This is a genomic window from Trichocoleus sp. FACHB-262 (assembly GCF_014696035.1).
Taxonomy (GTDB): domain Bacteria; phylum Cyanobacteriota; class Cyanobacteriia; order FACHB-46; family FACHB-46; genus Trichocoleus.
This window is the reverse complement of record NZ_JACJPK010000015.1, coordinates 1-24,180: the sequence shown is the minus strand read 5'-3', so window position 1 is coordinate 24,180 and position 24,180 is coordinate 1. Positions and strand designations below refer to the sequence as shown.

Annotated in this window: 26 protein-coding genes; 9 read left to right on the top strand and 17 right to left on the bottom strand. The window is 49.1% G+C overall.

From position 1 onward, the window contains the following. Positions 1 to 77 precede the first annotated feature (77 nt). On the bottom strand, positions 78 to 1,760 hold the full coding sequence (locus H6F68_RS00580) for a histidine kinase N-terminal 7TM domain-containing protein (protein ID WP_190555755.1): 1,683 nt from the start codon (positions 1,758 to 1,760) through the stop codon (positions 78 to 80). Positions 1,761 to 1,859: 99 nt separating this feature from the next. Continuing rightward, on the bottom strand, positions 1,860 to 2,042 hold the full coding sequence (locus H6F68_RS28685; RefSeq protein WP_206755490.1) for a hypothetical protein: 183 nt from the start codon (positions 2,040 to 2,042) through the stop codon (positions 1,860 to 1,862). On the opposite strand from H6F68_RS28685, the gene H6F68_RS00575 reads away from it, so the two are divergent. Beyond that, positions 2,018 to 2,518 carry a DUF29 domain-containing protein gene (locus tag H6F68_RS00575; RefSeq protein WP_190555754.1) on the top strand — a complete coding sequence of 167 codons (501 nt, stop codon included), beginning with the start codon at positions 2,018 to 2,020 and terminating at the stop codon, positions 2,516 to 2,518. The genes H6F68_RS28685 and H6F68_RS00575 overlap by 25 nt on opposite strands. 57 nt (positions 2,519 to 2,575) lie before the next feature. On the opposite strand, the gene H6F68_RS00570 is transcribed toward H6F68_RS00575, so the two are convergent. Together H6F68_RS00570 and H6F68_RS00565 are read right to left on the bottom strand one after the other, a co-directional pair. After that, entirely contained in the window at positions 2,576 to 3,229 is a 654-nt protein-coding gene (locus tag H6F68_RS00570; protein ID WP_190555753.1) for a nuclease-related domain-containing protein, read from the bottom strand. Between the two features lie 47 nt (positions 3,230 to 3,276). Continuing rightward, positions 3,277 to 3,687 (bottom strand): universal stress protein, encoded by a 411-nt coding sequence (locus H6F68_RS00565; RefSeq protein WP_190555752.1) that lies wholly within the window; start codon positions 3,685 to 3,687, stop codon positions 3,277 to 3,279. Positions 3,688 to 3,868: 181 nt separating this feature from the next. On the opposite strand from H6F68_RS00565, the gene H6F68_RS00560 reads away from it, so the two are divergent. Beyond that, positions 3,869 to 5,071 (top strand): phosphoglycerate kinase, encoded by a 1,203-nt coding sequence (locus H6F68_RS00560; RefSeq protein ID WP_190555751.1) that lies wholly within the window; start codon positions 3,869 to 3,871, stop codon positions 5,069 to 5,071. A gap of 220 nt (positions 5,072 to 5,291) precedes the next feature. Here H6F68_RS00560 and H6F68_RS00555 read toward each other — a convergent pair whose 3' ends face one another. Continuing rightward, positions 5,292 to 6,110 carry a glutathione S-transferase family protein gene (locus tag H6F68_RS00555; RefSeq protein ID WP_190555750.1) on the bottom strand — a complete coding sequence of 273 codons (819 nt, stop codon included), beginning with the start codon at positions 6,108 to 6,110 and terminating at the stop codon, positions 5,292 to 5,294. A 124-nt stretch (positions 6,111 to 6,234) separates the two neighbouring features. Between H6F68_RS00555 and dtd the strand changes: the two genes are divergently transcribed. Further along, positions 6,235 to 6,690, top strand: coding sequence for a D-aminoacyl-tRNA deacylase (dtd, locus tag H6F68_RS00550; protein ID WP_190555749.1), 456 nt, complete (start codon positions 6,235 to 6,237; stop codon positions 6,688 to 6,690). 44 nt (positions 6,691 to 6,734) lie between these two features. Here the strand turns inward: dtd and H6F68_RS00545 are convergent, their stop codons facing one another. After that, positions 6,735 to 7,619: a 4-hydroxybenzoate solanesyltransferase gene (locus tag H6F68_RS00545; RefSeq protein WP_190555748.1), complete on the bottom strand. Its 885-nt coding sequence runs from the start codon at positions 7,617 to 7,619 to the stop codon at positions 6,735 to 6,737. A 199-nt stretch (positions 7,620 to 7,818) separates the two neighbouring features. On the opposite strand from H6F68_RS00545, the gene H6F68_RS00540 reads away from it, so the two are divergent. Together H6F68_RS00540 and H6F68_RS00535 are read left to right on the top strand one after the other, a co-directional pair. After that, positions 7,819 to 9,438, top strand: coding sequence for an HD domain-containing protein (locus H6F68_RS00540; protein WP_399312335.1), 1,620 nt, complete (start codon positions 7,819 to 7,821; stop codon positions 9,436 to 9,438). Positions 9,439 to 9,566: 128 nt separating this feature from the next. Continuing rightward, complete coding sequence (locus H6F68_RS00535; RefSeq protein ID WP_190555747.1) at positions 9,567 to 11,966, top strand: GAF domain-containing protein; 2,400 nt, start codon at positions 9,567 to 9,569, stop codon at positions 11,964 to 11,966. 3 nt (positions 11,967 to 11,969) lie between these two features. Here H6F68_RS00535 and lpxD read toward each other — a convergent pair whose 3' ends face one another. The 6 genes from lpxD to H6F68_RS00505 all read right to left on the bottom strand — a co-directional run bounded on the left by lpxD (position 11,970) and on the right by H6F68_RS00505 (position 17,124). Beyond that, positions 11,970 to 13,019, bottom strand: coding sequence for a UDP-3-O-(3-hydroxymyristoyl)glucosamine N-acyltransferase (gene lpxD / locus H6F68_RS00530; RefSeq protein ID WP_190555746.1), 1,050 nt, complete (start codon positions 13,017 to 13,019; stop codon positions 11,970 to 11,972). Positions 13,020 to 13,195: 176 nt separating this feature from the next. Next, entirely contained in the window at positions 13,196 to 13,624 is a 429-nt protein-coding gene (locus H6F68_RS00525; RefSeq protein WP_190555745.1) for a hypothetical protein, read from the bottom strand. Between the two features lie 315 nt (positions 13,625 to 13,939). Continuing rightward, positions 13,940 to 14,446 (bottom strand): GNAT family N-acetyltransferase, encoded by a 507-nt coding sequence (locus H6F68_RS00520; protein ID WP_190555744.1) that lies wholly within the window; start codon positions 14,444 to 14,446, stop codon positions 13,940 to 13,942. 9 nt (positions 14,447 to 14,455) lie between these two features. Then, positions 14,456 to 15,865, bottom strand: a complete 1,410-nt coding sequence (gene rlmD / locus H6F68_RS00515) for a 23S rRNA (uracil(1939)-C(5))-methyltransferase RlmD (RefSeq protein WP_190555743.1) — start codon at positions 15,863 to 15,865, stop codon at positions 14,456 to 14,458. Positions 15,866 to 15,980: 115 nt separating this feature from the next. Continuing rightward, the gene (locus tag H6F68_RS00510; protein WP_190555742.1) at positions 15,981 to 16,628 is read right to left on the bottom strand and encodes a Uma2 family endonuclease; all 648 of its coding nucleotides are present in this window, start codon (positions 16,626 to 16,628) and stop codon (positions 15,981 to 15,983) included. 61 nt (positions 16,629 to 16,689) lie between these two features. Next, complete coding sequence (locus H6F68_RS00505) at positions 16,690 to 17,124, bottom strand: DUF29 domain-containing protein (RefSeq protein ID WP_190555741.1); 435 nt, start codon at positions 17,122 to 17,124, stop codon at positions 16,690 to 16,692. A gap of 310 nt (positions 17,125 to 17,434) precedes the next feature. Between H6F68_RS00505 and H6F68_RS00500 the strand changes: the two genes are divergently transcribed. Together H6F68_RS00500 and H6F68_RS00495 are read left to right on the top strand one after the other, a co-directional pair. Continuing rightward, positions 17,435 to 17,920, top strand: coding sequence for an allophycocyanin subunit alpha-B (locus H6F68_RS00500; RefSeq protein ID WP_190432299.1), 486 nt, complete (start codon positions 17,435 to 17,437; stop codon positions 17,918 to 17,920). A 203-nt stretch (positions 17,921 to 18,123) separates the two neighbouring features. Then, the gene (locus H6F68_RS00495; protein WP_190432298.1) at positions 18,124 to 18,726 is read left to right on the top strand and encodes a hypothetical protein; all 603 of its coding nucleotides are present in this window, start codon (positions 18,124 to 18,126) and stop codon (positions 18,724 to 18,726) included. Between the two features lie 481 nt (positions 18,727 to 19,207). On the opposite strand, the gene H6F68_RS00490 is transcribed toward H6F68_RS00495, so the two are convergent. Genes H6F68_RS00490 through H6F68_RS00480 form a run of 3 tightly spaced genes read right to left on the bottom strand, consistent with a single transcriptional unit; the run spans position 19,208 to position 21,990 of the window. After that, positions 19,208 to 20,734 carry an NB-ARC domain-containing protein gene (locus tag H6F68_RS00490; protein ID WP_190555740.1) on the bottom strand — a complete coding sequence of 509 codons (1,527 nt, stop codon included), beginning with the start codon at positions 20,732 to 20,734 and terminating at the stop codon, positions 19,208 to 19,210. Next, complete coding sequence (locus tag H6F68_RS00485; RefSeq protein WP_190555739.1) at positions 20,689 to 21,198, bottom strand: hypothetical protein; 510 nt, start codon at positions 21,196 to 21,198, stop codon at positions 20,689 to 20,691. The genes H6F68_RS00490 and H6F68_RS00485 overlap by 46 nt, the downstream gene beginning before the upstream one ends. A gap of 9 nt (positions 21,199 to 21,207) precedes the next feature. Further along, positions 21,208 to 21,990: a class I SAM-dependent methyltransferase gene (locus H6F68_RS00480; RefSeq protein WP_190555738.1), complete on the bottom strand. Its 783-nt coding sequence runs from the start codon at positions 21,988 to 21,990 to the stop codon at positions 21,208 to 21,210. A gap of 95 nt (positions 21,991 to 22,085) precedes the next feature. Between H6F68_RS00480 and H6F68_RS29250 the strand changes: the two genes are divergently transcribed. Together H6F68_RS29250 and H6F68_RS00475 are read left to right on the top strand one after the other, a co-directional pair. After that, positions 22,086 to 22,214, top strand: a complete 129-nt coding sequence (locus H6F68_RS29250; RefSeq protein WP_255527288.1) for a hypothetical protein — start codon at positions 22,086 to 22,088, stop codon at positions 22,212 to 22,214. Further along, positions 22,181 to 22,756: a Uma2 family endonuclease gene (locus tag H6F68_RS00475; RefSeq protein ID WP_190555737.1), complete on the top strand. Its 576-nt coding sequence runs from the start codon at positions 22,181 to 22,183 to the stop codon at positions 22,754 to 22,756. Before H6F68_RS29250 ends, H6F68_RS00475 begins: the two co-directional genes overlap by 34 nt. A 181-nt stretch (positions 22,757 to 22,937) precedes the next feature. On the opposite strand, the gene H6F68_RS00470 is transcribed toward H6F68_RS00475, so the two are convergent. Then, positions 22,938 to 23,519 (bottom strand): hypothetical protein, encoded by a 582-nt coding sequence (locus H6F68_RS00470; protein WP_190555736.1) that lies wholly within the window; start codon positions 23,517 to 23,519, stop codon positions 22,938 to 22,940. Then, complete coding sequence (locus H6F68_RS00465) at positions 23,509 to 24,102, bottom strand: ImmA/IrrE family metallo-endopeptidase (protein WP_199299838.1); 594 nt, start codon at positions 24,100 to 24,102, stop codon at positions 23,509 to 23,511. Before H6F68_RS00465 ends, H6F68_RS00470 begins: the two co-directional genes overlap by 11 nt. Between the last annotated feature and the right edge of the window lie 78 nt (positions 24,103 to 24,180).

Here is a 24,180-nt window from a genome sequence, read left to right as displayed (position 1 = left end):
GTTGCTTACTAGCCACAGCGATCGCGCTCCTTCTGGCTCAAGAGCTTCGCGATCGCCCTCTGCGTGAGCTATTGTTCCTACATCTGCTGGTTGCCGCAACGAACTGAGAATTGATCTAGGGGCTGGTAAAACCCATGCTTGATGCAGTTTCTCCCTGCCGCTTTGGCTGCATACAACGCTTGATCAGCTAAGTGCAACAGACAATCAATCGTTCTCCCCTCTGGAGGAAAGGCACTAACGCCCCCAGAGACAGTGGACTGGATTTGCTGGCCGCCAAACTCCACAAGGGTAGCTTCCCAAGCCAAGCGAATTTTCTCAATCCGTCGGTAGGCAAGGTCTAGCGGCATCTGCGGCATGACTAGCACAAACTCCTCACCCCCATAGCGACAAGCAATATCGCTAGAACGGCTGTAGCAACGCAGCAGTTCACCAAAGGCTTGCAACACGCGATCGCCTGCTAGGTGCCCAAACGTATCGTTGATCTGCTTAAAGTGATCAATGTCCATGAGCGCGACTGCAATGGGATACCCTTCGGAGGTTGCTCCTGCTAACTCTCTAAGAAAGGTTTCTTCCAGATAACGACGATTGAACAAACCCGTGAGGACATCTCGAACTGATTGCTCTCGCAACTGAGTTTGCAACACCTCAATTTCTAGTAACTGGTTTTGTAAACGGTGATTTGCCTGTTGCAGATCTAGCTCTGCTTGGTGGCGTTCGGTTACATCTCGTAAGACAATCAATCGCCCGGTTAATTGCTGGGTGCGATCGCGCAGAGGCGTTGTGCGTAGCTCTATATAGCGCAGTGGCTTGCCCTCTCTAGCAATTGCCAGCCTATGGTCGCCGCTATCGTAGCAACGCCGAGCTATATCTTGCCATTGCCATAAGCTTTTCGCTGCGGGCTGTCCAACACAGGCAACGGTTGTGCCTAGCAGCTCTCGTGCCGCTGGGTTAATATCCACGATGCGATTTTGCTGATCTAAAACCAGGACTCCATCACTCATGCTCTCAACCAACGTATCGCGAGCCACTGGCACTAGATCAAACAATTGAAAGCGAAAGAGATTGGCAGAATAAATTAATCCGCTGAGCATAAAACTCATCGGTGTAATGTTCAATCCTGGAGGCGTGAGCTTGAGCATATAGGCACTACCCCCGATTAAGGGGATCATGGCTGAAGCTAAGGCCATGATGGCTTGCCGCCGATACAGTAGGGAGGGGCGGAGGGCTGCTTTTAGTAAGAGAAAGGCCCCAGCCAAGGTATAAGCATAAACACAAGCCATGATCCAGAAGAATCCGGGGCCATGCTGGTAAATGAGCAGGTTGCTTCTGGCAGAGCTCCACAAAAATCCAGTCCAAACCCAATGATGCCAACTGTTTGTCATGACGAGAATGACATTCAAAATTGGCACAACCCAGAGCCATGCCAGAGCTTTGGGAGTCAGCCAATTTTTTCGGTGGGTGAAGTGGGTCGCAAAGATCAAAAAGAGCGTAATCACGCTGCCAGAGCCGACATACTCTAGCTTCGACCACAGTATTTTGCTGGATAACGTTGTCGCGGCTGCCTCTAATGCTGCAACAGTGGCATACCCCGCGATCGCTAGCATCATTAAGAGAAAAGGCTTGCTAGCCGGAGCCGTAGTTCGTCGCCGCCAAGCTGCATAGGCAGCCACCAGAGAAATTAGGGCAGTGAGCCCTAAAAGATAGCAGTAAGGATTGAGGTGGGCAATACCAACATTATGATGCAGCGTGGGGAAACCCATCTCTAGCACTACGTACAATTCAGTATGTACCCCTTAGTATGTATAACCCACCGCAGTCTTACTTCCGCTGAGTTACTTAAGATCTCTTATATTCTGCACCTATATTTTGCACAAAACTGTAGGCAGCGTAAACTGCCTGAAACCAAGTAGACGAAATAGATCCAATCGAATTGCGATCGCCAAGGGGCGGTTCAACAAAGCGATCGCGCCTCGAAAAGGCAGCTCTACAATAAGGACATTGAGGTTGAGCGATCGCCATGCACATCCCAGAAATAGACCCAAAGGCTACCGTTTCTGAACCAAACCTCTACGACAACGACTTCTACGCATGGACGCAGGAACAGGCTGCTTTACTTCACCAGCACCAATGGAGCCAGCTTGACCTGCCAAATTTGATTGAGGAAATTTCATCTTTGGGTAAACAGCAACGCCAGGAACTCCGCAATCGCTTGAGTTTGCTAATTGGGCATTTACTCAAATGGCAGTACCAACCCGAACGTCGTAGTCGTAGCTGGCTAGCCACGATTCGCATCCAGCGCCTCGACATCTCCGAGTTGCTAGAAGATAACCCAAGCCTCAAGCCCTATCTAGAAGAAGCATTGCAGAAAGCTTATCTAAAAGGTGTAGAACTGGCAGTGAGTGAAACTGATTTACCCAGCCGCACTTTTCCTCCAGAATGTCCCTATGGTTTAGCGGAAATTCTAGGCGATCGCTTTTATCCCGGCGAACCCAGCAATTTAGTTGATGAGTTGGGGTAAGCAACGCTACAAAACCTTGCTTTTTACATGACCATCTCAATCGATCTTGTCGGGAAGTTAGCCCAGCGATCGCAAGCACCTCACCAAACCCTGTTTGCCTAGGACGTAAACACCCGCAATCGGGTTCTGCCCAACTTCAACCTTGGCTTGGGAGAAAGCCACAACCGGAGTCACAAAGCTTAACTGCTTGATCTTTTTCATCGCGACGGCTTGCCGCTTGGCTTGGTTCAAGAAATCCTTTTCAAAGGGATATTGCGATCGCCCATATTGCCGATAAAGCTGCTTACCGTCACTCCGCACCTCGCCCCGATGGGATTTGACATCAATGGTGTAAGCTCGACCTTTTGGGGACAGCAGAAATACATCTACATCCCCAACCGAGCGATCGCGAACGCCATATTCCATTTGCCAGCCTTCGCTCTGGAGAGGTGCGAGAACTGTGGCGATCGCTTCTTCTCCCGCCGCGCCTTGGTCAGCTCGATTGGCTTTGCTCCATAAACGCTGGGCTTGGAAGTAGCTGAAACCTGCTGGAACTAAGCAGCTCAAATAGACCGAACCAGGCAGTGAAAGCACGATGGTTGGGAAGAAAAAGAGGAGCCACGGTAGCACCCAGGGTAGCAATATCCATAAGCCAGCGATCGCAAACCCCAACACTGCTTTCGTGCGGCGCTGTCTCGCCATCACCCGCACATTTTGTCCTGCCCGTGGCACTGGTGATTCTCTTCGTTAGTTCTGGAATTTACTCAGGCTATTTAGCGTTAGGGCACGATTAACACTGGGCAGGGAGCAAGGTTGATTACCCGATTCGTGACACTATCGGCGGCTCCCTCCTCAGTCAGCCCCAGACCTCGGCAACCCATAATAATTAGGTCAGCATCCAGTTCATCGGCGACATCACAGATGGTGAAAGCTGGTTTTCCTTCTCGTTCGATCAGTTCGGTATCAATACCTTGATCTGAAAAGAGGTTTCTAGCGGTTTTGAGTAATTCCGCGATCGCCTCCGGGGATGCCATTTCAGCACTTGGCGCTTCTTCTCCTGGCTCTGGTGTTTCTACCACAGACAAGATAATCAAGCGACTGCGATGGAAATTGACAAGCTCTGCCACAGTATCGGCAGCTTGACGCGATTCGCGACTTTGGTCAATGGGAAACAGAACAGTTTTAAACATAAGCGCAACTCCGGGGCACAGAGCTAGGTAAAATGTGGACGACGCATAGTACGAACCCAACGAACAGATTCAGGTTGATCCGTTCAGGCTTTCTAGCGTGTTAGGTAGAAATACCTGCAACAGGTCACGGCTTGTTTTAATCTAATTAATAGGTACAAAGGCTCATTCAGGAGATTTTTCTGTGTCCAAAAAAACTGTAGCAAATTTATCGTCGTCCGATTTAGCTGGCAAGCGGGTTCTAGTCCGCGCGGACTTCAACGTACCCCTCGATGACCAAGGTAATATCACAGACGATACTCGCATCCGGGCCGCTCTGCCAACCATCCAAGAGTTGACCTCGAAGGGAGCCAAGGTAATTTTGTGCAGCCACTTTGGACGGCCCAAAGGCGTAGACGACAGCCTCCGTCTGACCCCTGTGGCTAAGCGTCTCTCCGAGTTGCTGGGTAAAACCGTGGTCAAGACCGACGACTGCGTTGGCGATGAAACTGCGGCTAAAGTCGGCGCATTGCAAAACGGTGATGTGCTGTTGCTAGAGAACGTCCGCTTCTACAAGGAAGAGGAAAAGAATGATCCTGAATTTGCCAAAAAGCTAGCTTCTCTGGCCGACCTGTACGTGAATGACGCTTTCGGTACCGCTCACCGGGCGCATGCTTCCACGGAAGGTGTGACTCACTACCTCAGTCCTTCGGTCGCTGGCATCCTGATCGAAAAAGAACTCAAGTACCTGCAAAACGCGATCGAAAATCCTCAGCGTCCTTTGGCGGCGATCGTGGGCGGCTCCAAAGTTTCGAGCAAAATTGGCGTCATCGAAACGTTGCTAGATAAGGTAGACAAGCTGTTCATCGGCGGCGGCATGATCTTCACCTTCTACAAAGCTCGTGGTCTGAGCGTCGGTAAGTCTCTGGTGGAAGAAGACAAGCTAGACCTCGCTCGTGCCCTGGAAGCAAAAGCTAAAGAAAAGGGAGTTGAGCTGTTGTTGCCTACTGATGTGGTAGTAGCTGACAACTTCGCGGCTGACGCTAATGCCCAAACCGTCAGCATTGAGAATATCCCCGACGGCTGGATGGGTCTAGATATTGGTCCCGACTCGATCAAAGTATTCCAAGACGCGCTAGCTCAGTGCAAGAGCGTGATCTGGAACGGCCCAATGGGTGTGTTTGAGTTCGATAAATTTGCTCAGGGCACCGAAGCGATCGCTCACACCCTAGCAGGTCTAACCAAGCAAGGCGTAACCACCATCATCGGCGGTGGCGACTCTGTAGCTGCAGTAGAAAAAGTCGGTGTGGCAGACCAAATGAGCCACATTTCTACGGGTGGTGGTGCCAGCCTCGAACTGCTGGAAGGTAAAGAGCTTCCTGGTATTGCTGCTTTGGATGAAGCGTAAAACGCAATCACTACGACCTTAATGGCACCTTAATGGCGTTCTTCGTGCGGGGCAGGCTCAGGTCTGCCCTTTATTTTGTGCGATCGCATTTGTGCTACTAGCGCCCATAAAAAACTGGCAGCTCCAAGGTTGTAGTCAGGAGTGCCAGCCTAGCGTGCATGGATTGATGTGAACTCTGTTTATAGTGTGGCCCACCTCGCTCAGCAGCAACATCCTCCAGTCAGGTGGTTTGCTTAGCCTCCTGCAAGTTGGCTGAAGTAGGCTGGACGTTATGGCGCTCTTCTCGAAATAATCTGAGCGCGTAAGTAGCGGCTGGCATGGCTTGTAACTCTGCAACTCGCACTGCCATCTCCGGAGGTAATTCCTCAAATTCAAGTAGTGGGACGCCATACTCTTTCGGCATTAACACAGGAGCCGCGAGAGCTGCAAAGGTTAAATCAGCAGCCGTGAAAGTATTGCCAACCAGATAACGACGACCATCCGATAGCTGCTGGCTGACCATTTCAAAGATATTCTTGGTTTCGTTGAAAGCTGTTGCTTCTGACTCAGAATTGACATCTAGTGCTTTCGTGATCAACTGGCGAGTCAAGGGAAACAAGGTACGGGATAAGCGCTGCTCTAAGGTAGGCGTCCCTTCACACCACATTTTCAGCGTCAGCTCTCTTTGGGGCAGCAAGTGGAAGTAAACCCAGCATCGTAGAGACACTCCCAATCGGGTGTCGAATAATTCCTCCAGCTCCTCAACCTCTCGTCGCAAATCTGGGTCGCTAGGATATAGCTTGTGTTCGGAGGCAAACACGTGATCCGAGTATTGCAAAATTCGGGTTGAGTCAGCCACAACTTCTGTCTGCGTGACTAAGACCGGAACTTGGGCTCCCGCTCCTAACTGCCAGGTAGCAAGGCGACTAAATAAGGGAGCATGAGCTTCTTCCACGTAATCTACCTGAAGCCGATCTAGAGCCCACCGAGCTTTCTCGCAATAATGGCTCACTGGAATCGTAACCAGCCGGAGGGTAGGGCCTTCAAGAGATGGGTTCATGTGATTGATACCTGATGCCAACTTCAGCCGCCTATAACCTAGCTGGTTTCAGCCATAATTGCCATTAGTTCTGACTTAATCCAAAGGCGATCGCGACCAGAACAGTACCGTCCCATCTAAAACTATGCGAGTGGTGATTCAGCGAGTTAAATCTTCTCAAGTTACGGTTGCAGGCCAAGTGATCGGCAAGATTGGTCGAGGATTAAATCTTTTAGTCGGGATTTCTAGCACCGACACAGAAGCTGAACTCGATTGGATGGCCCGAAAATGCTTGGAGCTGAGATTATTCCCTGACTCGGAAAGGGGCAATGGTCGCTTTGACCAATCGGTGCAAGAAATTGGAGGAGAACTCCTAGTGGTTAGCCAGTTTACGCTGTACGGAAACTGCCGCAAAGGCCGCCGTCCCTCTTTCGACCAAGCAGCCACCCCTGCGATCGCCGAACAACTCTATGAACAATTTGTGGCTAAGCTCCGCCAAAGTGGGCTCAAAGTAGAAACCGGAAAATTTGGGGCCATGATGGAAGTCGCGATTGAGAATGATGGCCCGGTGACGATGTTGTTGGAGCGCGAAGCCACTTGATTAGCATGTGAACGGTACATTAGGGCGGTGCGTTACAACACACCCTATAGGATTGCGCCTGCGACCATTCCTACGAGCAAGATAAAGCCTAACCAAACGTTTTGCCGGAACATTTGACCGTAAGCGGTTACAGGGAGTTGATGCTGTCTCAAGCGGATAAACTGCCAAGCCCAACCCGCTACAGCGATCGCCCAGGTAGGCCAAAAGCTGAAGTGCAGTTGCATCTCTAAGCCCAGCCAAGCCAGCAATAGTGCTGTGCCGATGTAGAACAAGCCAATGGCAGCAGCAGTTCTGGGGCCAAAAAATAAGGCACTGGAGTTGACTCCAATGCGGCGATCGTCTTCGCGATCGGGCATGGCGTAAACGGTATCGAAGCCTAGTGTCCAAAGGACGGTGGCTCCCCATAGCAGCCAGGCAGGGAATTCTAAGCGTCCCGTGACGGCGCTCCAGCTAATTAGCACCGCGAAACCCCAGGCGATCGAGAGCACGAGTTGCGGGACAGGGAATACCCGCTTGGCAGAAGGATATAACAGGATGACTGGAACCGCTGCGACGCAGAGCCAAAAACTCAAAGGGTTGAGGTACAGGGCTAAGCCCCAAGCACAAAGCAAGGAAACCAGCAGCACCACAAACCCCGTTTTGACGGAGAGGGCACGGGAAGCCAAGGGACGGTTGCGGGTGCGCTGCACCTTGGGGTCGATATTGCGATCCCAGAGGTCATTTACGACACAACCAGCGGCACTAGTCGCCAAGCTGCCTAGGATAATCACACCTACTAAGAGGAGAGGAGGTGTACCCCGTGCCGCCAGAAATACAGCCCAGAGCGCTGGCAGCATTAAGATCAAGCGTCCTTCTGGTTTGTCCCACCGCAAAAGCCGAATCACAGTTAGCCAGGTGGGTTCAGGTCGTTGCTCAGGCTGGGTCAGCATGGGTTGAGGGGTAAAACTTGTTACAATTCCTAATCTTTTAGAATATCGCTGTTCTAGGTGCAGCAATTCGCTTTTATTAGCGAAAAACTGCCGCAATCGCCCACTTCAACTCTTAAACCAAGGAAAAACATCAGAGGGCAACGTGCCGCGATAAGATCAGGGCGATCGCAGATTCAGCGCAAAAGGCAGAGGCAGTTCGGTGAGCGTTCCCATCTCGGCTGAGCAAGACCGCATTCTTGCGGCCATCGATATTGGCACTAATTCTATTCACATGGTCGTGGTCCGGGTTCAGCCAACCTTGCCCGCCTTCAGCATCATGGCTCGCGAGAAAGACACGGCTCGGCTGGGCGATCGCGACCCTGAAACGGGAGACTTAACCCCTGCGGCAATGGGACGGGCGATCGCGGCACTGAAGCGATGCAAAGACATTGCGACCAGCCTCAATGCCGAACAGATTATTGCCGTGGCCACCAGTGCAGTACGGGAAGCACCCAACGGCAAAGATTTTGTCAAACAAGTGGAAGCGGAAGTTGGCATCATCGTCAACTTAGTTTCTGGGCAAGAAGAAGCTCGACGCATCTATTTAGGCGTGCTGTCGGGGATGGAGTTTGATAATAGACCCCACGTGATTATTGACATTGGGGGTGGTTCTACCGAGTTGATTTTGGGTGACGGGCACGAACCACGCACGCTCAGCAGCACCAAAATTGGAGCCGTTCGCCTGACGGCAGAATATGTCAGCACTGACCCGATTAGCAACGCAGAGTTTCAATATCTGCAAGCCTACATTCGCGGCATGATTGAGCGTCCGGTGGGGGAGTTACGCGCTCACCTTAAACCCGGAGAAGTGCCGCGTTTAGTGGGTACTTCTGGCACTGCCGAAACGGTGGCCATGCTCCATGCCCGTGAAAAGCTCGGCATCATTCCCGATCCATTAAACGGGTATCAAGTCTCGCTGGCCGATCTGCGAGAAATTGTGGCGCGGCTGCGGCGGCTTAGCTTTGCAGAACGGCTGACACTACCGGGAATGTCCGAGCGTCGGGCTGAAATTATTCTGGCTGGAGCCTTGATTTTGCAAGAAACAATGGCTTTCTTGGAAATTGATGCTTTCACTATCTGCGAGCGGGCTTTGCGTGAAGGCGTGGTCGTGGATTGGATGCTGACCCACGGGCTGATCGAAGATCGGTTGCGCTACCAAAGCTCGGTGCGGCAGCGGAGTGTGAAGCGGGTGGCGCGGAAGTATCAGGTGAATCTGGACTATAGCCAACGCATCGCGGCCTTTGCCACCAGCTTATTTGACCAAACTCAAGGTTGGTTGCATTTATGGGGTGAGGAAGAAAAAGAACTGCTGTGGGCTGCGGCTATCTTGCACAACTGCGGCCACCATGTGAACCATGCCTCCCACCATAAGCACTCCTACTACTTAATTCGCAACGGCGATTTACTCGGTTATACCGAAATCGAAGTTGAAACGATCGCGAACCTAGCTCGCTACCACCGCAAAAACACGCCGAAAAAGAAACACGAAACTTATCGCAATCTCACCAGCAAAAAACATCGGCGGGTTGTAGAACAACTGAGTCCTCTACTGCGCCTAGCGGTCGCCCTCGATCGCCGTCAAATCGGTGCAGTGCAACAGATTCGCTGTGAGTATCGAGCCGAGGCGAAAGAATTGTATCTCTGGCTGCAACCGACTCAACTTACCGATGACTGTGCTTTGGAATTATGGAGCGTGGATTACAAGAAGGGTGCCTTTGAGGCAGAGTTTGGCATTAAGTTAATCGCCAAGCTGGAATCGGCTCCGGTTCAAGTTCCTTAGCGATCGCCCGACTCTTTACACACCTGTACTGAGTCAAAAATTTTACTAAATCTATTTAAAAATACTCAGTCATCCTGATTCTGCTGGGGCATCCTAAAAGATAGCCATTACGACCCAGCAGGATTTGTATGCAAGGCCCCAATCAGCCGCTAAATCAGAGTTGCTGTTGCTACATCCATTGCTGTAGAAACGATTCTAGAGACCAAGCGAACCTGCAAGCGGTCGCTGGGACAAAACAAGCTCAACCGGAAGGCGATCGCACTCATATAGAAACAGCTTTACGAGAAAGCGAAGAACGGTATCGCCAACTGGTAGAGCTTTGCCCTGACGCTATTTTTATTCAGCGTGGTGGCAAATTTGTGTTTCTCAATCCAGCCGCTGTCCAGTTCTATGGCGGCACCTGCGCTGAAGATTTAATCGGCACTTTTGTATTAGAGCGTGTTCATCCCGACTACCAAGCTTTAGTTCGAGCTCGTATGCAGCAGCTCCAACAAAGTGAGATTCCTGCGCCCCTAATGGAGCAAAAACTTTGCCGCTTGGATGGCACAGTAGTGGATGCTGAGGTCACGGCTATTCCACTGACCTACCAAGGTGAACCTGCAACTCAAGTAGTGCTGCGAGATATTACAGAACGCCGAAGAGTCGAAGCTGCCCTCAGAGAGAGTGAAGCTCAGCTCAAGCTAGACATCCTTGAGCGGCAACAGACAGAAGAGCTACTGCGACAGCAAAGCCAGAGAGAGCGGTTAATTGCGAGCGTTACCCAGCAAATTCGCCAATCTCTGCATCTTGATACCATCCTCAGCACTACTGTTGAAAATATTCGCCACTGCTTAGAGAGCGATCGCGTCACCATCTACCGTTTGGATGGTAGCAGTCAAGGGCGATTTGTAGCTGAGTCTGTAAATCCAGAGTGGCCTTCGCTACTACGCACTACCATGCGCCAAGCCTGGTTGAAACACTATCTCGACCAGTATCAACAAGGATTGGTTTCTGTCTTCGTAGATGTGCAACAGGCAGAGTTTTCACCCGGAATGAAGCGGTTTTTGCAGCGTTACCAAGTGCAAGCGGGTCTAGCAGTGCCAATTTTGCAAGGGCAAAAGCTCTGGGGATTGCTTATGGTGCATCAGTGCCGCACCTCCCGTGATTGGCAAGCCCACGAAATCGATTTGCTGCAACAGTTGGCAGCCCAAGTCGCGATCGCCATTCAACAATCAGAACTGTTTCAGCAGGTGCAGCAGTTGAATGCTGTATTGGAAGATCAAGTCCAGGAACGGACCGCTCAGCTTGCCCAAGCCCTCAACTTTGAAGCGCGGTTGAAGCGAATTACCGATAAGGTGCGCGACAGCCTAGACGAAGACCACATCCTCACCACCGCAGTACAAGAATTGGCCTTGGGTCTAGAAGTGCGTTGTTGTGATACTGGAATCTACAATGCTGCCCACACGACTTCTACGATTACTCATGAATATAGTGATAGCTTGTCAGCCGTTGGTCAAACTATAGAGATGACCGCTAGACCAGACATTTACCAGCGGCTTTTGCAAGGCCAGCATCTGCAATTTTGTATCTGCGATGGCTTGCTCATTCGATCGATCCAAAATTCCTCAATGATTCTGGCTTGCCCCATCGTTGATGACCAAGGCGTACTGGGAGATCTCTGGCTCTTTCGCCCCAACACGGATACGTTTAATGAGCTGGAAATTCGCTTGGTGCAGCAGGTCGCTAATCAATGTGCGATCGCGATTCGGCAGGCGCGACTCTATCAAGCAGCTCAAGCGCAAGTTGCCGAGCTAGAGAAATTGAATCGGCTCAAAGATGATTTTCTCAGCACCGTTTCTCATGAATTGCGGACTCCAATGTCCAGCATCAAAATGGCGACTCAAATGCTAGAAATGAGTTGGGACAAGGCAGGGAAACTCGTTTCTGATCCGTCCGATCGCACCTCACGATACTTTCAAGTTCTCAATGACGAATGCGATCGCGAAATTAAACTGATCAACGATCTGCTCGACTTAACTCGCTTAGATGCCGAAACAGAACCACTCCTCTTCACTGCCATTAACCCGCATTGTTGGATTCCCAGCGTAGTTGAGCCATTTTTAGAGCAGGCGCGCCAGCAAGAACAACAGTTGCAAGTGCAGTTGCCTGCGGAATTGCCAACTTTGCACACCGATCTCGACATTTTGGAGCGCATCCTGACTGAGCTGCTCAGCAATGCCTGTAAGTACACGCCTCGGCAAGCGGCGATCGCAGTGACAGCCCAGGCCAACTCAGAATTCTTTTGGCTCAGTGTGCAAAACTCTGGCGTGGAAATTGCCGTCGTAGAATTGGAGCATGTCTTTGATAAGTTCTACCGCATCCCCAACCATGACCCTTGGAAGCACGGTGGCACAGGCTTAGGACTAGCTCTAGTGAAAAAACTAGTAGAGCATTTGAGCGGTACCATCCAAGCAACGAGTCAGGCGAATCAGGTCAGTTTTACGGTGCAACTGCCGATCGCACCTCCCCGTTTAGCTGAAGTACTGTAGCTATTACTCCGCCTTTCCCAAACGTCGTTGCAGTTGCCTAAAAGCTTGGTACATTTCTGGCAACCGCTTGTAGATCGCTGAAGCTTTCAAATAGATTTTGTTGTCTACGGCTGGACTACCCGACATGATCGCCCCTGGCTCCACATCCCCATGAATGCCAGATTGCGCCGTCGCGATCGCCCCATCTCCCACCGTAGATTGGTTGGCAACTCCCACTTGGCCCGCCAAGATGACGCGATTGCCAATCTTGACTCCGCCTGCCATCCCCACCTGAGCTGCCATCGCGCACGCTTCTCCCACGTTACAACCGTGAGCGATATGCACCATATTATCGAGCTTGGTATTGCGGCCAATCCGGGTTTCCCCGACAGCAGGACGGTCAATTGTGGAGTTGCAACCTACCTCCACGCCATCCTCTAGCACTGTGTAACCCGACTGCTCCATCTTGTACCAACCTTCTTTCGTCGGCACAAAACCAAATCCTTCTGAGCCGATCGCCGCGCCAGAGTGAATTACACAATCATCACCAATCCGGGTGCGCTCATGAATCACACAGTTGGCATGGAGTGTGGTGCGATCGCCAATCTGCACCTCTGGATAAATCACCACATTCGGATGAATGCACACATCATCGCCAATCTTTGCGTTTGCCTGAACCACCACATGCGGTCCAATGTATGCGTTCTGTCCCACCTGTGCAGTTGAGTGAATCACTGCTGTAGAGTGAATTTCGGAAGTGGGACGGAAGGGCTGGTAGAACAGGGCGATCGCTTGAGCAAACACCAATCGCGGTTGAGATGTCGCAATCCAGGCAATGCCTCGTTCTGTTGCTTGTGCCTGTAATGCTTCGTTCGGTGGCAAAATTAAAGCACTCGCCGCTGTTTTTCCTACTTCAGCCGCAAACTTGTCGCCCTCAATGTAACTGAGCTGACCCGAAACCGCTTCCTCTACTGCCGCAACGCCTTGCAGCTCCGGGTCGCAGGTAGGGTTGCTGGTCAAGCTATTACCAGTCGCAACAGCACTGAGGGGTTGAATAATTTGACTAAACTTCATCGCAAACAGGCAACAAGAGGTGGCGTAACGCATGGTAAGCCGTAATCGGGGCGATCGGCAACTTTTGCAACAAGACTCATACAAGGCTAAAAACTTGAACCCCCTCTAGTGGCCATCTAGAAGGGGTTCAAGTGATTAACCTAGGTTATTTTCGATTTGTTTAAAGCAACCTGATCTTATTGTCTTTGCGAGAAGATAACGACATCTCCACCGCTCAGAACATCAATTGCCACCACATCAGTTAGGGCGACGTTGTTATTGTTCAATACGTTCTTGATAATTTCGTTGTTGTTTAGCGTGTTCTGCAGAGTCAAAATCTCTACTTCATTGCGATTCAACGCATTATTGAATGCTTGAACGTTATTGTCGTTAAGCACATCTTCAACATTCACAACCCGCACGTCTTGAACGGTCAGGTCGTTCAAAGCGTCTAAATTGGTGATTTGAACTGCAATGTTATTCAGGGCAGCAATGAGATTGCCAACAGTTGCTTGTCCAGCTAGCTGAGCGCTTGCGGGCTCTTGCATGAGAGTAACTGCGGGAATACCTAGCATGAGGATGCCAGCACTCAGCATAGAAGCCAATCGTACTTGTTTGTTCTGCATATGGAACCTCCTAAGGTTTTTTGCCTAAACTAGAAGTTTACGCAGTCAACTGAGCAAAACACTGCCTGTAGGGCCAAGCTTAGGAGCTGAACTCTACTTGTAGCGTTTTGGTGTTGAAGCACGCAACTGTCAACTACGTTACAGTTTGATTTTTTTAGCCACGTCTGTCATATGAGTTACTTTTTTCTATCCAGATAAATACTCCTTTGGTCTGAAGGCTAAACAGTTCCCCAAACTAGAAAAAACTTTAGGACAGATGTGGAAGGAAGCTTTGGCCGCTACGATTTAGGGTCCTGCGTATCTAGCGCCGTGAGTCTATAAGCTTGCAAACGCAGATGGATAAATTACTTTGCCTGGGTATCCCTGTCGTTCCGGTTGCAGAAATGTCACCATAAAGAACTCCGCCGGAACTGGAAAAGGAGATTCAATTCCATAGGCTACAGATGGTTCAAAGCCAAAGCGGCTATAGAATGAAGGATGTCCTAAAACAATGGCGATCGCCTCTCCTCGCTCCTCCGCTTTCGCTAGCCCTGCTTGAACTAAAGCGCTGCCAATTCCCTGCTGTTGATATTTTGGATGTACCGCTAAAGGAGCTAAACCTAAAACAGGCAGTGTTTCTGCGCCTACCAAGTCGATGTAGCTAAAAAGGATATGTCCGACGACTACTCCCTCTTTTTCTGCCACTAAAGTTAGTTCAGGGATATAGCGATCGGACAATCGAATCTTTTCTACTAGGTGGGCTTCCTCTCCCTGCTCAAACGCTGCAAGTAAGAGGTCTGCGATCGCCGGATAATCTGTGAGGGTTTCAACTCGGATCTGCATCGATAGACATCAAGATTGACGTTCTAGAAATGCTGCACATTCTACATGAGCCGTTTGCGGGAAGAAATCGGCAGGTTGAGCTTTCACTAAGCGATAATTGCCTTCCTGACAGAGGATTTTGAGGTCGCGGGCTTGCGTTGCGGGTTTGCAGCTCACATAGACAATCCGCTGGGGCTGTATTTGCAGCAACGTCTCTAACACCGCGCGATCGCAGCCTTTACGAGGCGGATCGAGCAGCACCACATCCGGTTGCACAGACAGCGTGCGTAACACCTGTTCTACTGGACCCGCTTGAAACGCCACATTTGTGATGCCATTCAGTTCTGCATTCAGTTGGGCTTGCGCGGTCGCTTCCGGTTGCAGTTCTAGACCGATCGCTTGCTTCACCCGTTTTGCCAACGGCAACGTGAATGTTCCCACCCCGCAATAGGCATCGATCAAAGTTTCATGGCCTTGCAGATCCAATTGGCTAATCACTTTTCGTAATAGCGCTTCTGCTTGCTCGGTATAGACCTGAAAGAAAGTCGTGGCATGGATTTGAAACTGCAAACCCCCAAACTTTTCATTCAAATAAGACTGGCCCGCAATGCAGCGAGTTTCATCCCCAAAAATTGCGTTGGTTTTCTGTGAGTTGATATTGAGGGAGACACCGACTAACTCAGGGTAGCGATTTAACCAGTCCTGCGCTTGGTCCTCTAAACCGGATAAGTTGGCATCTTTTGCCACCAAAATTAGCAGGATTTCTCCGGTGCGACGACCGATCCGCAATCCCAAATGGCGGACCTTACCCCGATGTTGCTTTTCGTCATAAATGCCCCAACCCCGCTGATAAATATCTTGTTTAACTTCGGCTAGTAAAGGATTCAAACGAGCATCTTGAATCGGGCACTGATTTAAATTAACCAGATGATGACTGCCTTTTTGGTAGTAGCCTGCCTGGACTTGCCCTGCCTGCGATCGCCCCAAAGGATACGTCGCTTTGTTGCGGTAAGCCAAATCTGCTTCCGCGCCTAAAATGGGCTCCACGGGTGGCTCACTAAACCCACCAATCCTTTCTAAGGCTTGAATCACTTGGTTGCGTTTGGCTTTGAGCTGATAGGCATAGTCAATATGCTGCCACTGGCAACCGCCACATTTATCCGCCACAATGCAACGAGGCCGAATGCGGTTGGGTGAGGCTTCGATGATCTGCATCAACTTGCCTTGAGCATATTGCGGCTTCACCAGTACTAAGCGCACTGAGACGCGATCGCCAGGAACGGTATCGGGCACAAATACCACTCGCTCACTAAAGCGACCCACACCTTCCCCACCATCGGTTAGGTCATGAATTTCAATTTCTACCAACTCCCCTTGCCGCCATTGTTCGGTCGTAGGATCAGTGGCATGGTTTGCAGGTGTGGTTCGGGGAGTAGACACAATACTTTCCTTAATAAGTCAAATCACTGCGATCGCAGCAACCTTTCTATTTTGACGTGTAGAAACCCCGTTGCGTGCAACCCACTTGAATTGTAAAAGTGCAAGATCGCGATCGCTACTGTTTTTGTGCTTCTGCCATAAACCACGCTCCCACATGACTATTATCCATTTGCCGACTGCGCTGTAGTGCTTCTTCTAGGAGAGCGATCGCGAGTCCTGGCAATACCTGAGATTGAGCAATGCGTTGGCTGGCACGATTGGGCAAAATTCTAAAAGCTGTAATGCTTGCTTGCTGCACATCTACCACCCAATATTCCGCCACACCTACATCTTCGTACAGCAGCCGCTTCACTCCTAAATCATCAGCCAAAGACGTATCGGCAATCTCGATCGCTAAATCCGGAGCAGGTGTGCTGTCCAAATCCACCACCGAACTTCCTTGCGGCGATAGTGATGCGCGATCGCCAATGTAGTAAGACAAATCTGGCTGACACTCCCGCACACCTCTCTTGCGGTACGAACAGTTAGAGAGCGATCGCATCGGTAAGCCTTTGGCAATACCAAACAGGTTGACCAAAATATCAATCAGACTGTTATCGGTTGCATGATTTGGCCCTACAGGTGACATTTCTATCCTCATTTGCCCATTGTGATAGTAGCCCTTGGCCTTCGTATAGGCAGGACTCGCGATCGCCTGCTCATACTCCTCCCAAGTCGCTGACACCCAAATATTGGTTGGTAGCGTTGTCTGCACACTAATCATCAGCTTGGCTCACAACAATTTGTAATTGGTAGCGATCGCAAATCCAGAATTACCATAGGCATTACTCATTGAGCATAAATTCATCGCTTAAAGCCTGCTCCAGTTGATAAGGGCAGTCTTCAGGAAAGGTTTCGTAGGGTAAATTAGTTTCTCGAACTGCCAAGTCTAAGCCGTCTTCATACCCTTCTTGCAGAGCTTCCTCCAGATAGGAAGACAGGCTGGGGTTTTGCTCAAGTAATCTTTTAATCTTGCGGCGTTGTTCCCGAATCGTAGCCTGCCAGCTACTTCCTTGAAGGTCGGGCTGGTACTGCCACTTCAGCAGATGTCCTAGTAGAACGCTTAGACGATTGACTAGCTCCCGTCGTTCTTGCCTGCCCAACGTTTCAATTTCCTCAATCAAATTCGCCACGTCAACCAGGTCCCACTGCTGCGCCCTCAGCAGTTTGGCTTGCTCTTGCGTCCAAGCATAGAAATCGGCTTCGTAGAGTGTCTTCATAGTCTTTGGGTTGGCTTCTAACACTCGTTTGTCACTCCTGTACTTAGGCTCACAATCTGGTTGGTTTTATTTACTCAGTGTAGCGATCGCCCTTCTAGCAGTCTCATGGCTCATATTGCTCGCTTAGACCTAAGCTGCTCTTTTGCACCGTAAGAGCATTAAATTTTACAAAACTTTTTACTTTCTCATAAAGCTACAAGTTAGGCTCTTCATGGCAGAGCCTATCCCTCTAAATTGGGAGACTCCTTGCTTTATTTGCGTCCCCAAGAGTCGCTAAACTACGAAGTGATACCTAAGTACCGCAACAATTATGAGTGTAGTTAGCCAAGTCATTCTTCAAGCAGACGACGAACTCCGCTACCCCAGCTCTGGTGAACTCAGAAACATCAGCGAATTTCTCAAGACTGGTGCCCAGCGGATGCGTATTGCTGCCGCTCTCGCTGAGAATGAGAAAAAAATTGTGCAAGAAGCCAGCAAGCAACTGTGGCAGAAGCGCCCCGACTTTATCTCGCCAGGTGGTAATGCTTACGGCGATCGCCAACGTGCTCTGTGCCTACGTGACTTCGGGTGGTATCTGCGCCTTGTCACCTACGGTGTGCTAAATGGCGACAAAGAACCTATCGAAAAAATTGGCTTGATCGGCGTGCGGGAAATGTATAACTCCCTAGGTGTTCCCGTTCCTGGCATGGTGGAATCCATCCGGTGCTTAAAGCGGGCCTCTCTAGCGCTGCTCAGTGAAGAAGACGCTGTGGAAGCGACTCCTTACTTCGACTACTTGATTCAAGCCATGTCCTGAGCATTGAACTCCGTTTTCAATATCAGCACGGTTGTGAATCTAACGTTTTTTGTGAATTTTAGTACGCGCTTAGTTTGATTCTCAGTTGGCAAATTGGCTTCCCCGCAGTTGGTGGAAGTTTCTGGCTTACAAGGTCGGAAATTTCGACGAACTGTGGGGAAATTTTCATTTTCACAACAGTCTTGCAGAAGGGGAGAGTCTAGATGCAGCTCGGCAAAGTGGTCAAATCCAATTCCCATTGCGACTACGTGGTGCAACTCAATGACGAAATGGGCGTGCAAGCGCCACCCAGTCCCGAAGACTATGGTTTTGGTTGCTTTGTCAAACTCGAAACCGAGAAACGTCACTGGGCTGTCGGATTAATCTACAACTCGCAACTCTTCAACCCCAACTTTCTCAACTCTGGACCTCGGCTTTCGAGCGAACCCGACCCGATCTTTACCCCCGATCTAATCAATGAAACGCGCGTTCTCCTGGGCACTGTCTTGATCGGCACGATGGAGCGCCAAGACGACGGGCTTTATGGACAGCATGGCATCCCCAGCATTGTGGTTCCAGTCAATACTCCCGTCTATAAAATGACTGAGAGTGAAATTCATTGCTTTCACCTTAGCCAAGAGGGCCGACCACAATTTCGGTACTACAGCCATCTTTTGCGGGCGGGTGGTGCATTTGCCTCCCAGCTAACCCATCAGGTCTTAGAAGCTTTGATCAAAAGTGATTTCTTTACGGGACCAGACCAACGGGCACTGCAAATTCTGTGTAAGGAGTTGTCCTGGAAAAATACGATGGGTGCGATTCGCTAACCATTCATCAATTCCAAAGCAATAAAAAACCGACAGCTTCCAATGGATTCTGTCGGCCAGTCGTGTGTTCCCTGTTGATGACTCGGCTAGAGTTGAGTCATTCATAAGTATGTATGTTGTGGGTTGAAGCAAGCGCGATCAAGATCATCTAAACTTGTGATCTTCATCACAGATTAATTGACTCAAAATTGATTTAGCAATTTTTTTGCTGCGTTAACTTCAAAACTGTTTGTTTCTAGGCTTTGGCTATGGTGAAATGCAGTCTTGCAGCTTCTATAAAGCTTGCTCCAGAAGCATTAGGTGCACTATTTGTACTTGCATAGGTAGGGCATGTTGCCTTGGTTTGACTGAATTTGGTATTTCTAAGATCGGTAGTTAGTACTTGCGGCAATGTATTGATTGCTACATTTAATCTTAAGATTAATCTATCGAGAAATTGAATTGAATGCGAGCGCTCACTCATTGCGGAAATAGCGACTAATCAATGAATTGGGTTCAAATTAAGCTGTGTCAGCAGGGCCATGATGTTGCAACCGACATAACCAATCACGAGGGGAGATTGCTCTTTTAGGAGTGGCAAAATTTGCTGCAAGACAGATGGGAGGGCTGCACCATAAATACGCCACAATTCTTCTCGTAGCTGGCTCAAAATGCGATCGCCTTTAATATCGTCTGTACCAGGTCGCAGCAGCCAATGGGTTCTCAGCAGTTTGAACTCACGAACATCATGGCTTTGCAAGACCTGTTCAACTTCCTGGGTTGCTTGTGCAATCAACGCTTCTGTAACCAATTTCATGATTAGCGGCTGAAGGGTAAAGGCAGGTTCGTTGGTACTAAACCATTTTTCTAGAAGCGATCGCCGTTCTAGATTTGCCAGAGCTTCTAACACCAGAGACAGGTCAGGGGAGTGTAGTAGATGAGTTTGCAGGCGACAGAAGGAGATCGGTTCCTGCCAAATTGCCAGCCAGTAGACGAGTTCTCGCTCCAAGTCCGAAAGCTGGTCGAGTTGCTGAGTGAGGACAGCTCGCAGGCGATCGCCTAGAACTAAGGTCTTTTGGTTGAGGAAGGCTGCGATGTTGCCACCCAAAATGAATTGAATCACTGGTGTCACTACTTTGAGGGCGAGAGGATTGCCACTATAAAGGCGGCTTAGGGCTAATAGCTCCATTTGATTGCCCATGATGCCACCTGCTTTTAATAGCTCTACGGCTTCCGTTTGGAGTAGGCCTTGCAAAGTCATAGAGCGCACTGATGCTCTATTTCGGACCACTTCTTCCAGCTCTGACAAACGTTCTCGGCTAGTCAGCAGAATACAGCTTTGATGAGTTGCAGGTAGGAGATAGGTGAGGAGAAACAGAGTATATGTGTTCTCCTGCTTCAAGACAGTTTCTAGCCCATCGAGAATAAGTAGACAGCGATGTTGCTGGAGATGCTGGATGAGTTGGTGGACCCGCTGCTGAAAGGTTTGGGGGATAGCTGGATCGAACGGCTGAAGGATACTGTCTAGCAGGTGGTGGAAGGAAGGCACAGATCGCAGCGATCGCCAAATCACAAAGCTAAACTCCGTTTGAACTCGTTCTGTCAAAGCTAGAGCTAGAGCCGTTTTGCCAATGCCTCCCAGACCTGCGATCGCCACAATTTCACAGCGATCGCTCACAATCCATTGTTCTAATTGCTGGAGTTCTGGCTGTCGTCCGTAAAAAGCTTCGACATCGGGGGCTTCATCAAGGTCTAGGTGAGGAGTGAGGAGTGAGGAAATAGGAGGTGGAGAAGAGAGTTCTAGAGGTTTTGCGATCGCTTCCCAGTCGCTAATTCCTACAGCTTGACAGAGCGCAATAAAGATATCTGGTTGAATGCGATCGCCTTGCCAAAAACGGCGGAGAGTGGCTCTAGAAGTATTGGCATCTTGCCACCAGCGAGCTGTGCTGGTTTTAGTCCAACCACGACGCTGCCGTGCCCGATCTACGATCGCCAATCCTTCACTCGATGCCCGTAGCGACTTCGCCATATATCCATCTCCGTGAGAAAAAATGCTCGCAGCTTGGCTGCTGGTCTGAGTGCCCCTTGTCTTGCAAAGTCTTCATCCTCCTCAACCTGCTGCCAAAATGCCTCTTCATCCTCTGCTGTTCCCAGGACAACCCAAGGGTGACCAAATCGTGTTTCTGCTACCCATAAATCTAGATAGAATCTGCCATGTTCTTGGTGCAGCTCCTCCCCAATCGGAGCATTTTGCAATTCTCCTATCAGAGTGGCTACATGGAATTCAGTGCATTCATTAGCTAGCTGCTCTGCTTTATATACTTCGATTAAAGCCTCTCTAATTCGGTCTGCAACCTCAACTACATAGTTATACTCACCTGCATCAGCATTACTAAACGCTGCCTGATCTACTTTCAGCAGGAGGTAATGGCTACAGTTCGCATCCTCTTGGGCTAATCGATACAGGCTAAATATCTCAAGCGAGATTCCCATCTATCGCAATTACTGGATGACGCATAGGTAATAAAGCCACATATCAGAATTGGAACGCAGTTCAGCTTCACTGGTTATTTGCAACCCAGTCTTCCATGAATAGACTTTAACCTCGCTAAAGTTTGGTGCCAACTGCTGAATTTGTGCTTCGGGTCTGATGTAATAAGTCTTTAATCGGAAGTTATGGGACTCATCCCTGACAATGACATGGCTGGACGCTTTTAACTGTTCCAGCGTGAATGAACGATTAATCAGGCGCAGAATGGCGAACAACACCAGATTGACATAGGTGGTAATTGGGTTAAGACTCAGGTGTTTTCTTAAGCTAAACTCTAGTTCCAATCCCTGAAGATTATGGCTGGAGAAGAAGAAATATCCTCCAGGCTTGCCAACTCTACGAATCTCTTGGAAAACCTTTAAGCGATCGCTGTGAGAAACAAAATCAATTCCGTTGAAACTAAATAGAATAAAGTCGAAAGAATTATCTGCAAATCGGCTCAGATCTCTAGCATCACCCGCTTCCACTCTGAGGTCTGGAGAAGCTGCAAATCGTTTTTGGCAAGCCGCCACCATTTCAGCGGAGTAATCGATGCCAACATATTCTACGGCTAATGAAGCAAAGTGCTGAGTTGTGCGCCCGCCGCCAACGCCGAGATCAAGCATTTTCATATTCGACCAGCGATCGCGAAAAAGCTCCAGAATTGTTTCTTCGGCAGGTTGAAGCAGCTTTAACTGGGCATAGTGTTGCACCACGCTAAAGGCTGCGTAGGTTTTCTGATTAATGCCGTCCATCTTCTCTAATTGGCAATACCGTGCGATCGCGGCATCTGAGCTAAAAAATCTTTCACTAGGATATCGGGTTTTTGCCCTTAGCCAGAGCGTTGACGATGGATTCTAGCCCGATTGAGCCAATAGCCTTTGCGATCGCCCGCCGCCCCTTCAGCCAAAGTTATACTGAGAGCATTCCCTTGATTCTCTACGGATGGCTGTGTTTACAATCAGTCTGGAGCCAGTAATTCACATTACGGATGAGCAGTTTTATGAGCTGTGTCAGGCAAATCCGGATGTGAAGCTTGAGCGGAGTGTGGCTGGAGAACTGATTGTTATGGCACCCACGGGAGGAGAAACGGGCAGTTATAACTCGGAAATCAATGCTGATTTTGTGATTTGGAATCGGCAAACTCGGCTAGGTAAGGTTTTCGATTCTTCCACTTGTTTCAAATTGCCTCAAGGTGGAGACCGATCGCCCGATGTCGCTTGGGTGGCGCTAGAGCGGTGGAATGCTCTAAGCCCGGAGCAACAGCGCAAGTTTCCGCCCATTGCCCCAGACTTTGTCCTGGAATTGCTCTCTCCTACGGATAGCTTTGAGAAAACTCAAGCCAAGATGCAGGAGTATATGCGTAGTGGTGTGAGATTGGGTTGGCTGATTGACCGGGACAATCGTAGGATTGAAATCTATCGAACAAGTGAACCAGTGGAAGTTTTGGCAGCACCAAATCAACTCTCTGGAGAAGATGTTTTACCTGGATTTGTGCTGAATTTAGAGATAGTTTGGTAGCGATCGCCCCATTACTAACAGTGAAGTGCAGCGGCGGCAGATAACCGTGAACTCAGCAGCAGGAGCTTTCGCACTCTACTGTCACGCAGTGTTAACCTGCTGGCAACTAGACAATATACACACTATAACTAGCTCAAGAAGCAGAGTCATTAAGGTTGGAATATACATTCTTTTTGTGTCTCTAATATAGATTCAGCTTCGATCTGTAATCCAATGCCTTGTTATACATCTCCTTGAAATACTGAGCTAAAGGTCGGTTATGTTTCTGATGTTCATCAACTATAGATTTCAGATCGCCATCACCTAAAAAACTTACGAAGAAAAGCCAACCAACCAAATGAGGAGTAGTCTGTACAAATTGACGAGTCATTACCTCCTCTGCAAGTTTTCTAGCTTTTACATCATCTGTGAGAAAAGCTTGGTTTGTTTTCTTGGCAAAGGCAATAGATGCGAGTTCGCCTTTACCCAAGTTTTTGCGCTTTTGAAGGATATCAACCTCTTGTAGATCTTCTAAATCTAAATGGTAACTTCTAAATTTTCCATCCTGAATTGCTTCTTTCAAGCGATTTTGTAACTCAACATCCTCTGATGTATAGGTTTTCCGAGGCTTATGTAAACATTCGTAGTGTACAAAGTTCGTACAGCAGAAAGAACAGCCTGCTGCATTAGCTGCCATGTAAAGAAGTCGGGATGATAGAACGTTCCATATAACACAAGTATCAGTGACGTTTAGTTCTTTAAATTGTGATGGATCAATCGACATATTGAAGAGTTCTACCGTAAATATCAGCCATTCCGCTTAACTCACGCTCATTAACTAAAAGCATCTCAGCCAATCTTCCCGATGATACAATTCCTCTTTCATAGGCATCAAAACATAAGCTAACATAGAACACTGATAAACCCCTTTTTAATAATTGTTCACGGCGTTTCCGAGAGCCTACTGACAGAGACTCTGGCAACTCTGGATCAGTTTTCATATTGGACGGAACTCTAACTGATTTAATTTCTTCCTCAATTGAAGTCGATATTAGATCAGCATTCTTCAATGCATACGCTAGAGCTTCAGTGCTAACTTTTAACCTATTTGCCCAATCAATCGCCTTTTCAGGGTTCCACATTCTAGCATCTGGAATATTTCTTATGAATTCAGGAGGCATAAGATAATGAGATGCAAACGTATTAGCTCTTACTTCAACCAAGTCTTTCTTTTTAGATAATAACGAGACCACGAAATCTTTCTCTTCATCCAAAATTGCGTGAGCAGATTCGTGAGAGGCAGTAAATCTTTGTCTATACACATCCTCGCTATATAGCAATCCTAAATAGGATGTGGGGCTAACCATACATGAAGGCCTTCTCAAACGTAAACCACTGCTGATGCGTGACCAGCTCAAATAGATACTTCACCACGGCAAAAGATT